At 43.5% G+C, this 11,061-nt stretch carries 10 protein-coding genes; 5 read left to right on the forward strand and 5 right to left on the reverse strand.

Going from position 1 to position 11,061, the window contains the following annotated elements; genetic code table 11:
* Nucleotides 1-49: 49 nt before the first annotated feature.
* From A3757_RS13040 to lexA, 5 genes are all read right to left on the reverse strand, one after another.
* Entirely contained in the window at nt 50-1,222 is a 1,173-nt protein-coding gene (locus A3757_RS13040) for an alanine--glyoxylate aminotransferase family protein (protein ID WP_082865477.1), read from the reverse strand.
* 197 nt (nt 1,223-1,419) lie between these two features.
* Complete coding sequence (locus A3757_RS13045; protein WP_068739759.1) at nt 1,420-2,235, reverse strand: outer membrane lipoprotein-sorting protein; 816 nt, start codon at nt 2,233-2,235, stop codon at nt 1,420-1,422.
* Between the two features lie 204 nt (nt 2,236-2,439).
* Entirely contained in the window at nt 2,440-4,821 is a 2,382-nt protein-coding gene (locus A3757_RS13050) for an RND family transporter (protein ID WP_068515811.1), read from the reverse strand.
* A gap of 358 nt (nt 4,822-5,179) precedes the next feature.
* On the reverse strand, nt 5,180-5,692 hold the full coding sequence (locus A3757_RS13055) for a cell division inhibitor SulA (RefSeq protein ID WP_068511125.1): 513 nt from the start codon (nt 5,690-5,692) through the stop codon (nt 5,180-5,182).
* Complete coding sequence (lexA, locus tag A3757_RS13060; protein WP_068511122.1) at nt 5,689-6,300, reverse strand: transcriptional repressor LexA; 612 nt, start codon at nt 6,298-6,300, stop codon at nt 5,689-5,691. Before lexA ends, A3757_RS13055 begins: the two co-directional genes overlap by 4 nt.
* Before the next feature lie 254 nt (nt 6,301-6,554).
* Between lexA and A3757_RS13065 the strand changes: the two genes are divergently transcribed.
* The 5 genes from A3757_RS13065 to A3757_RS28105 all read left to right on the forward strand — a co-directional run.
* Entirely contained in the window at nt 6,555-7,715 is a 1,161-nt protein-coding gene (locus tag A3757_RS13065; RefSeq protein ID WP_068515808.1) for a hypothetical protein, read from the forward strand.
* Nucleotides 7,716-7,843: 128 nt separating this feature from the next.
* The gene (locus A3757_RS13070; RefSeq protein ID WP_068515805.1) at nt 7,844-8,335 is read left to right on the forward strand and encodes a hypothetical protein; all 492 of its coding nucleotides are present in this window, start codon (nt 7,844-7,846) and stop codon (nt 8,333-8,335) included.
* A gap of 51 nt (nt 8,336-8,386) precedes the next feature.
* A complete protein-coding gene (uvrY, locus tag A3757_RS13075) occupies nt 8,387-9,025 on the forward strand; it encodes a UvrY/SirA/GacA family response regulator transcription factor (protein WP_068515802.1) in 639 nt (212 codons plus the stop codon).
* Complete coding sequence (gene uvrC, locus A3757_RS13080; protein WP_068515799.1) at nt 9,006-10,886, forward strand: excinuclease ABC subunit UvrC; 1,881 nt, start codon at nt 9,006-9,008, stop codon at nt 10,884-10,886. Before uvrY ends, uvrC begins: the two co-directional genes overlap by 20 nt.
* A gap of 32 nt (nt 10,887-10,918) precedes the next feature.
* Nucleotides 10,919-11,061: CDP-alcohol phosphatidyltransferase family protein (locus A3757_RS28105; RefSeq protein WP_197470034.1), on the forward strand; the 143-nt coding region annotated here is incomplete at its 3' end.

An 11,061-nucleotide genomic window follows, 5' to 3' on the forward strand; every position in this document is an offset into this window, starting at 1 on the left:
AAGCTTAGGGTAGGAGTGGATTACTCATACCCTAGCCCTGTCTATTGGGTTATGGGTATGCATTCTCTACTGCAGACATTGCAGCGTCGACATCGCAGCTATGTCCAAGTTCGTTAAGCACCGCGCCTAAAGAGCTAACGCAGTAATCAACGTTTTTACGATTACAGCCATTGCCCATTAAGCCGATTCGCCATGCTTTGCCAGCAAACTTACCTAGCCCTGCACCAAGTTCCAAGTCGTACTGGTTAAGTAGTGTTGATCTAACAGTCGCATCATCAATACCTTCTGGAATCTTCACTGCATTAAGTTGAGATAGGCGAATATCTTTAGGCACTAGCATTTCAATGCCGAGCGCTTCTAGACCAGCAACCAGTGCCTTATGGTGCAGCTCATGACGTTCCCAAGCGCTTTCCAAACCTTCTTCTTTAAGAATTAATAGCGATTCGTGTAGTGCATACAAACTGTTAACTGGCGCAGTATGGTGATAAGTACGCTTAGCACCTTCACCCCAATAGTCCATGACCAGGTTTAGATCGAGGAACCAGCTGTAGTTCTTAGAGCTTTTGGCTTTGATCTTTTCAATTGCTTTAGTGCTAAAACTGACCGGAGAGAGACCTGGGATACAAGATAAGCACTTTTGAGTGCCTGAATAAATTGCGTCTATGCCCCAGTCATCAACTTGAACATCAGAACCGCCTAAAGAGGTGACGGCATCAACGATTGAAAGACAGTTATGTTGTTGAGCTATTGCACATAAGGCTTTTGCATCAGAGCGAACACCGGTAGAGGTTTCAGCGTGAACAAAAGCGATCATTGAAATATCAGGATTTTCTGAAAGCTTCTGGTCTACTACTTCTGGCTCAACAGCTTCGCCCCACTCAAATTCGATGGCTTCAACCTGAGCACCTGCGCGAGTCGCGACTTCTTTCATGCGCATGCCAAATACGCCGTTAATGCAGACAAGAATTTTGTCACCCGGCTCAACCATATTCATAAAGCAGGTTTCCATACCAGATGAACCTGGTGCAGATACCGGAATCGTAAGTTCGTTTTTGGTTTGGAAAACGTACTGAAGAAGAGATTTTATCTCATTCATTAGCGATACAAAGCTAGGGTCCATATGACCGATGGTTTGCTGAGATAGTGCTTTAAGTACTCTTTCGGAAACATCTGACGGGCCAGGGCCCATTAAGATGCGGTTTGGAGCGTGAAATGATTGCATAGTTCGGGTGCTGCCTGTGTTACTGGTTAGTTCTGTATTATTTTATTAAAAATATGAAGATGCCAGTATAGACGCGAGAGTATGACAGGGCGATGTTTATGCAGCTAAAAAAGAAAAAATGTACAAACAATCACATTATCTGTGACTGGATGTACATTTTTTGCAGTGCTGTTTAGGTCAATAGAGCGGAAATTAGACTAGCGAGCGCGCTTCAAGCTGTTCTTGGTGAAGTCACTATCACTTAGCCCGGTAGAAAACTGAAAATTGCTCCAGATTAAGTCAGTGCTTTTACCTGTCTGGTGATTCTGCATCTTCATCACATTCGGGCGCCAGTATTGGTCAAGATATTGATTGTAATCACTAGAGTTGAGGGTCTTTAGTAGCGCTTTTTTACGGTCATAAAATTCAATTTTATGGACGCGGTATTCACTCTGGTCGATCCAGGCAATTTGGCTTGTGTAGCCAGAGTTTTTATCTGTTGGGAAGCGTTTAACAACAAAGCAGGTTTCTGTGCCACACGCTTCGTCTTTTAAGTACTCATAGCTATACTTTTCAACTTCTTGTGAGCTTAAGTCTTCGAAGGCAAACTCACTTCCCATGAATGGGCCAGACTTGTTTTTAGACGCGATTCGCTTAACACGCTTTAGTGCTGGTAGGGATAACCACTGATCATCCGCATCAACTTTGTGCGAGAACGTCAGTAAAGCAGTACCACGAACAGTTTTAGGCTCATCAAATATGGTTAAGCCTTTGTCACCATCATTTTCGACTTCGAGGGATTTTACGCGCAAAACACGAACACTTTCTTCACCACGTTTGTTGCGTAAGGTCATCGTCATGTCAGCAGTAGAGTCCTTCCAACCAGTGTTTCGCTTATCAGATTCAATGGCGATAGCTAAACCTTTTTCTTGAGGTGTTTCTGCAAAGGTGTTGCCTGAGAGGCTCAAGGCAGTAAAGCAGGATAATATCGCGATGGATTTCTTTACACCGCGAGCAGAAAGGTTAGATAGCATGGATATTGTCCTCGGTCTTGTTATCTTGTTAGTTGGCACTGCAGCAGCATCATTGAGAAACTATATGATGATGCTAGAAGCTAGCGCCTATTAGATACGAAAATGTCGATTAGTTAAACTGAAATCCCTTACTTCGTTTGGAACGGTACTTTCCATGAGTAGAAAGTAGCACTATCAGTTTGTTGAGTTACCTTTTTAGGTGACTTAGCCATTTAAGGGTGCTCTTTGATCTAGGATACCTTGATCATCGATTGTTAAATCTTGCTTAGCTTTTTTACGTTTACTTCCAACCAAAAACAGTAAAAGCGGTGGAAGGAAGAAAAAATCAACAAGTAAAGCGACAACGATGGTTACGGCCGTCATCAGTCCCATATCGGAGTTCATAGAGAAGTCGGATATAGCTAATACAGCAAAGTTCGCAAATAGAATAAATGTGGTGACCAACAGCGCAACGCCAACTGTACTAAAGGCATAGCGAATCGCATCCTCGGTAGATAGCTGATTCTCTCGCTTGGCACGTAAAAATTTACTTAAAAAGTGAACGGTGTAGTCGACGACGATCCCCAAGGTCATTCCGAATACAACAGATAGTCCAATACCGATTTGTGCAACGGTCATTCCCCAAACACCAAAAGCAACTAAGGCCGGAAGGAGATTGGGAAGTAGGCTAACAAAGCCGTAATATGCAGAGCGTAAACTGAAAGCCAACACAACAGAGATAATGATTAAAGCGATAAATGTACCTTGTAGCATGGAGCGAATGTTATTCTGACCAATATGAGCGAACATGATATCGCTACTTATCCCGTGGGAAAATTTAAGGCTAGGAATATTTTCGGAAAACCAGCTCTGAGCACGTTCTTCCAAAGCGAGAAGCTCCGAAGTAGATGTTTTCGCTAGATAGCCTGTTAAACGAGTCTTGGCTTTGTTGATGTCCACTTGATTGTTCAAGTCGAGTCCGTAAGGGAGTGACATTTCATAAAGTAATAAATACTGTGAGGCGAGCTCTGCATTATCAGGGAGTTTATATGCGCTAGGGTCATCACCATGCATATTTTTGTTCAGACGCTTCATGACATCAGTAAAGGTCGAGACGTGTTGAACTTCTGGTTGAAGCTTTAACCAGTTTGCTGCCTTTTCAAGGTTTGCCAAATACTCAGGCTCGTTGATTCCACCTTCTTCCTCGGCTTCAACAATAAAGGATATGTAGCCTAAGCCGGTGAGCCTTTCTCTGGTAAAATCAGCTGCCTGTCTTTGTCTCATTGGCTCGTCAAAATACTCGACCCATACGTCATTCAATTCGTTTTGAGGTAAGAAAGAAATGCTGCCAGCCATAATAACCATTGTGCCAATGAGTAGACGTTTAGAGTGTTTGATGACCCAGTTTGATAGCGTAACTGTCCAGCCGCCTTCTTTATGCTCGCGTGATTGAACTCGGAATGGCAGAAGCATAATGAGTGCAGGCAGTAGCAATACAGAGAATCCCCATGCACCAATTACGCCTAAGGCGACAATATTTCCTAAGTCCCGGAAGGGAGGGGAGTCGCTAAAGTTCAGAGACAAGAAACCAATTACGGTTGTGACACTGGTTAAAAAAACGGGTTGCTGATTGATACGTAAGCTTTCGATAACAGCCTGAGCCTTGGTTTTCCCTGACTGCATTTGCTGGAAGAAAGATGCCAGGATATGAATCGAATCGGCGATTGCTAGTGTCAGAATCATTGTTGGTGCATTGGCGGATGCGGTGGTGATATCCATACCCAGCCACGCAGAGATACCAAGCGCGAATAGGATTGAAGTAATAATGACAACTATGATGGAAAAGCTACCTGAGAAGACCGTAATGATGCTCCGGCTTGCAGCAAACATGTAGATCGCAATGCAGGTGATGGCGATCAAAAATGCTAAGGGGACGATATGCGATAAGTCATACATCGCCGCATCTTTGAAGGCATTGTCAAAGATGATTTGTCCGGTCACATATACAGTCAGGTCGGGATACTTTTGATTTAAATGAGCTTGAATCTCGTAGGCTGCAGCGGCTACTTCGGGTGTTTCTTTACTAGGATCCAGCCCAGGCATTTCCATAGAAACGTTGACGCCGGTAACATCGGCGTTAGCGGCGATGAGGCGCCCGGCAATTGAGGGCTCATTGAGTGCGACACTCTTTGCGTACGCAATTTCACTGCTCGATAAATTGCTTGCATCTGTAACCAGGTTGTCTACCAAAAGGTCATCGTCTTCTGCAATAGTGTGTTGGTAATTGGTAATAGAGTCCACGCGTATTGAGTAGGGAAGTTGCCAAGACATTTCGGTAAGCTCTTCAATGATGCTTAAAGTCTCTCGAGTAAATATATGGCCATCTTGGGGGGCGAGGACAAACATGACGTTGTCACTTTTTGTAAAGGTTGCCTGTAAATCTTCGAAGGCTTTTAGGTGGGGATTATCATCACTAAAATAAATCCGGTAGTCGGAGCTAAATTTTGTTTGCGGTAAACCTGTGGCGGCAAGAAATACCACAAGCAATGAGGCGAATACCACCAGTAAGCGAAACTTAACAAGAAAATGGCTTATGCGTTCAATCATAGCGTAACCTACCTAATGTTTCTATTGCCGCAGAATGCCTGTAGCGAGCATGATAACTATACTTAAAGGTTGTGACCGGCGGTCATGAATTTAGAATACTACGCTTTGAACAGTGTGAATACAATGAATAAAGATATTTGAAGCTAAGAATAACTTTTCTAAATATGGAAAAGTAATAATGCTAATGGCTTAATAATGGGATAATTGCTGTGACGGAAAATCTTCTTATAGGTCTTATAGTATTGGCTTGAGAAAAATAAGTTTCGATCCTTGAAACTTTAATAGTGGTCACTAAGTGCGAGGGCTAGCGACTAACAGAAAACGAGTAGAAAACTTTATATGTTGCGTACAAAGGTGATTATCTGGAACGTAGTACTATTCCATGGCTATTTCCTTTTGCAGACGCCCCCTCAAGCGAGTCAAACTCTTCATTTGATAGGGAGTTTGTCCAGGCAATTACTGCGTGGCAGGTGCCTGCTTCAAGCGCGCGTTTGCTTAATTCTATCGCCGATATAGATTCAGATGAGCGAAGAATCATAATTTCTTCCATTGCAAGCCCCTGGTGTTGTTCTTGCCACTTTTTGAGCAGTTGAATAGGCGGGTCAATCCAGGCAAGCCAGCGTTGTTCCTGATTTAACTGGCTCAGCATAGGAAGAACCATTTGAATGCAGTCAGCCTTATCTTTAGCGATGATAATTTCCGTGACATTTGCTGCGACATGCTCAGTCTGCTCGTTGCTTAGAGAGGCGCCAGAAGTTGAAGAACTTAAAGGTTGAGCAGGGTAAGTTAGCTGTACCGGGCTTTGGCCAAATTGGTTAATAGTATTTAGGTCGTCAAGATAGTCTGACTCATAAATAGATAGCTGCTTCATTGGATACCCTCCTTACGGATAACGCCTACGCCCAGACCTTCAATTACTACATCTTGTTCTCTCAGGTCGATCACGATGGGATCAAACTCTTCATTCTCGGCAATAAGCTCAACGATGTGTTTGTTTTTATTGAGACGTTTAACCGTTACTTCTTCGCCCACTCTGGCAACGACTATTTGCCCATTTCGAGCTGTTTCGGTTTTATGGACTGCAAGCAAATCTCCGTCGAGTATGCCGATATCCTTCATGCTTTCACCTCTTACGCGTAATAAGTAGTCAGCAGAAGGAGAGAAAAACTCTGGCGCAAGTGTGCAGTAGTCTTCGATATTTTCCTCACCTAAAATCGGGTTACCAGCAGCGACTTGACCAACAATCGGTAAACCCTCGGGAATATCGCTTTGCGGTAAGCGGATGCCACGGCTGGCTCCGGGGACAATCTCAATCGCGCCTTTCTTGGCTAGTGCCTTAATATGGTCTTCTGCTGCATTGGCAGAGCGAAAGCCAAGTGCCAAAGCTATTTCCGCACGAGTAGGTGGGTAACCTGTTTCATCAATATTTTGTTTGATGAGTTGCAATACTTCGCTTTGTCTCTTGGTGAGCTTTAGCATGCCGTGTAGTCCGTTAGGTTGAGTTAATGTTTATCTGTGTGAATAACCAGTACCTGTAAATGTATACAGTAAAATGTATTTTGTAAATGTTTTGGAAAGAACTTTTCCATATATTTTATTGAAAGCCATTTTTTACCCATGCATGATGTAGCGAAATTGCACAGTAAAAGGCGGGCGAAAACTTGAATCTATCGACAAATAAAATAAATACCATCTTCCACAAAACTTCTACTTTGCTTCTTACGAGTGCTTTAATGCTTAGTAGTGGCAATGCCCTCGCGAGTGTTGAAGGTGAGTTAGGTTTTCAAGCGCGTACCTTTGTGGAAGAGGGGCTTGCCGATCAGAGTCAATTTCAAAGCTCCCTAAGCGGGCAGATAGAATTCGATACATCATTAGGGCAAGGAGACTTTGTTGCCAAGGTGTTTGGTCGTTACGACTTTGAGGATGATGAGCGCACTCATTTTGACTTACGCGAAGCGCTCTGGACCTACTATGGCGATTCCTGGGAGTTGCAAGCGGGTGTCGGTAAGGTGTTTTGGGGTGTCACAGAATCTATGCATCTCGTTGATATCGTTAATCAAAGCGACAGTGTTGAAAACCCCGATGGCGAAGACAAGCTCGGTCAGGCGATGCTTAAGTTTTCATTAGAGCGAGACTGGGGAACGATTGACCTTTTCTGGTTACCGTACTTTCGCGAAAGAACCTTCGTTGGCGAAGATGGTCGCTTATCTGCAAGCCCTTTGCCGGTAAGTAATGATGAAGCAAGCTATGCATCGGGTGCACAAGAATGGCATAGTGACTTTGCTGTCCGTTATTCACATTATGTCGGTGAATTAGAGTTTGCTTTATCTCATTTTTCCGGCACGAGTCGTGAAGCCAGTTTCCGCCCGAATGCTACGTTTTCTGAGTTAGTTCCTCATTATCATCTTATCGATCAGACTGGTATTGAACTTCAATATATTTATGACTCTTGGCTATTAAAGTTTGAAGGTATCACCAATTCCGGCTTTGGTGATGCTCTTGGTAGAAAAGGTCGATATAGCGCCGCAGTATTTGGCTTTGAATATACCCAAGTGGGTATTTTCGAAAGCTCTGCTGATCTGGGGTGGGTGTTGGAATATATGTTTGATGACCGTAAAGAGCACGCAACTCACGCTTTTGAACGAGATATTTTTGCCGGTTGGCGTTATGCCTTTAATGATGAAGACTCCTCTGAAATCCTAACGGGCGTCATTTTTGATCCACGTACTGAGGAATTGATGTTTTCATTCGAGGCGAACAAGCGACTGGCGAGCGATCTTAAGTTGAATATTGAAGCGCGCGTGTTTCACGGTGCCGAAAGTGACGACCAATTGAAAACTTACGGTCTAAGAGATGAAGACTATTTAGAGCTGGAGTTAGTGAAGTACTTCTAAAAGTATGGCTTTTATGCCTGATTTAAATTTATTTATGTTTTTTTGTTGGTAAAACTCGCTATATTGCTGTGATGACATACACTTTTGTTAAGTACTGTGTGAATTGTAATTGAATGTTGAGAAAGGCCATGTCTACATATACTTCATCCCCGAATTCTAGCGTTGAAGGCGGGAGCCGCATAGAGACAACCAATTTTGTGATCGATGCAAAGCACGATATCTTGACGATCGATATGCTTGGAACATGGAATGAGGGGAATACCTTAGACTATGTCGCTAGTTATAAACGTTTGGTTCACCGCTATTTTACCCGAGAGTGGGCTTGTGTGATCAACTTAAAGGGCATGGATATGCTTCTATCCGAGTCGTTTCAAATCGAAACACTAAAGGCGCTTAATGCTTGGTCTTATATTAAAGGAATGAAGGCTATTGCTGTTGTATTTAGTAGCAATAACCGAAGTCACTTGCTCTATCAGTTCGAAGAAATATTCAAGGTTAAGCACCCCTATGCAACGTCGGTATGCTTGAGTGAATTTGAAGCTTCTCAATGGCTTGATTCTCAGGGGTTTAAGATGAAAACCTTGAATTCGTCACCAAAACTAACAAGCATTGCTGTATAATCTCCGCGTTCATTGTCTAACAATTCTAGTTGCTTTCGCGGGTGATTTATTTTGATAAAAGTCTTAGTCGTTGATGATCATGATCTGATTCGTGCAGGTATTGCGCGTATGTTGCTTGATGACGGTGCGATTGAGGTAGTCGGTGAAGCATCTTCTGGTGAAGATGCTTTAAGCAAAGCGCGCGAACATTCCCCTGACGTTGTCTTGATGGACCTCAAAATGCCCGGCATTGGTGGGCTAGAGGCAACACGAAGGCTAAAGCGTCAAAATGAGCAAACAAAAGTCGTAGTTGTAACAGCTTGTATTGATGATCCTTACCCAAGCCACGTTTTAGAATCGGGTGCTTCGGCATATGTTTCGAAGAACAGCCATATTTCTGAGATGATCAAGGCAATCAAGCAAGTTCATAGCGGCGAGCGTTATATTAGCCCTGATATTGCACAGGCTATGGCCTTAGGTAAAGCGAACTCGTCTCCTTTTGACAGTTTGTCTGAGCGAGAACTGCAGATTGCCACGATGATTATGGATTGCCAGAAAGTTCAGAGCATATCAGACAAGCTTTGTCTGAGCCCAAAGACAGTAAATAGTTATCGCTATCGGATATTTGAAAAGCTGGATATCACCAGTGATGTTGAATTGACCTTGCTTGCTGTGCGAAATGGTTTGTTAGATGTCGACCGACCCAATTGATCTGCAAGAATCCTTCTCAGAATCTTCCTCATTTGACTCTAAAAGCTTTTTATCTGGATTGACTACAAGTCCGGGAGTCTACCGTATGTATGGTAGTGACGGAAGCATACTGTATGTTGGTAAGGCAAAGCATCTCAAAAAACGTGTTTCCAGTTATTTTGCTCGTCAGGGTTTGTCTCTTAAGACTCAATCGCTAGTCAGCAAAATCGCTAAAATAGAAGTCACGCTAACCCGTAGCGAGACAGAAGCGCTGATTCTAGAACAGAATCAGATAAAGACCCTTAAGCCCCCGTACAATATTCTCTTGCGAGATGATAAGTCTTACCCCTATATCTATTTGGCAAGCGATAAAGAATACCCTTCATTATCCATGAAAAGGGCGCGTAGCAAAGGGAAGGTTGGACGTTATTTCGGGCCCTTTCCAAGCTCTGGTTCAGTAAAAGAAAGCCTGAACATGCTTGAGAAAATCTTCAAGGTTCGCCAATGTCATGATAGCTATTACAACAACCGCTCTCGCCCTTGTCTTCAGTATCAGATAAAACGCTGCAAAGCTCCGTGTGTCGGTTTGGTTAGTCACGAAGAGTACCTGGAAGATGTTAAAAGTGTTGAGATGTTTCTGCAGGGAAAGAGTCCTGAATTAATCCGTAGGCTTATTTCGCAAATGGAGCAGGCTTCTATAGAGCTTAAGTTCGAAGAGGCCGCAGAGATAAGAGATCAGATTGAGCATCTTCGACATGTTCAGGAAAGCCAGTCTGCCGAGGGTGGGACGCAGAGCCTGGATGTAGTTGTACTCGTAGCAAAAGGCGGCTCGGTTGTAGCATCAATGCTTTATGTGCGTAACGGGCGAATTCTTGGCCATAAGAACTACTTCCCCAAGTTGTCTCTGGAGATGAGCAATAATGAAATGCTGTCGAGCTTTGTCGAGCAATATTATATTGGCCAGAATGAGTCTAGAGATATTCCGGGAGAGATTGTTCTAAACGAATCATTGAGTAATCAGGCATTGATTACCGAAGCCATCGAGCAGGTAGTTGGTAAGAAGGTGAAAATCTCTACCAAGGTGAAACAATTAAAGGCGCAATGGCTTAAGCTAGCGAGCACGAATGCAGAAAATGCCCTGCAAACGCACTTGGCTAATAAAGAAAACATGTTTCATAAGTTCGATGCTCTGGCGGAACTACTGCAGCTTGAGGATCGACCCAAACGCATGGAGTGCTTTGATATTAGCCACAGCTCAGGTGAAAAAACAGTGGGCTCCTGTGTTGTCTTTAATGAGGCGGGGCCAATGAAGTCGGACTATCGGACCTATAATATTGAAGGTATTACCGGAGGGGATGACTACGCTGCAATGCGTCAGACACTGGAAAGGCGCTACAAGGCATTGAAAGATAACCCCGATAAACGACCAGACCTGATTTTAATTGATGGTGGCAAAGGTCAACTAAATCTGGCACTTGAGGTCTTCGACAGGTTAAACTTGTCAGATCTTAATGTAATTGGCGTTGCCAAGGGTGTTACGCGTAAACCCGGCTTTGAAACATTGCTAATACCTGAAAAGGCTGGCCACTTAAAAACGATAGACTGTGCTTCTGATAATCCGGGGTTGCATTTAATTCAGCAAATACGGGACGAAGCCCACCGCTTTGCGATTACCGGGCACCGGAATCGTAGAGATAAGGCAAGGCGTCAATCAACGTTAGAGAATATTGAAGGGGTAGGGGCTAAGAGGCGAAAAGCGTTGCTGCAGTATTTTGGTAGCGTCTCGAATATCAAAAAGGCGTCGACCGAAGAAATAGCAAAAGTATCAGGAATTAGCACGAGTTTGGCAGAGCATATCTATTTGACGCTCCATAGCTCGTAAATAAAGTATTACTAAGGCAGCTAGAAGTTTTCATGAATTTACCAAATATCCTTACCGTTTCCAGAATTGTTCTTATTCCGGTTTTTGTCGTAGCGTATTACTTGCCGATAGAATCGAGTGCCATCTTAGCTGCAGCGTTATTTTTTATTGCAGGTTGTACGGATTATCTTGATGG

Source organism: Oleiphilus sp. HI0117 (assembly GCF_001635235.1).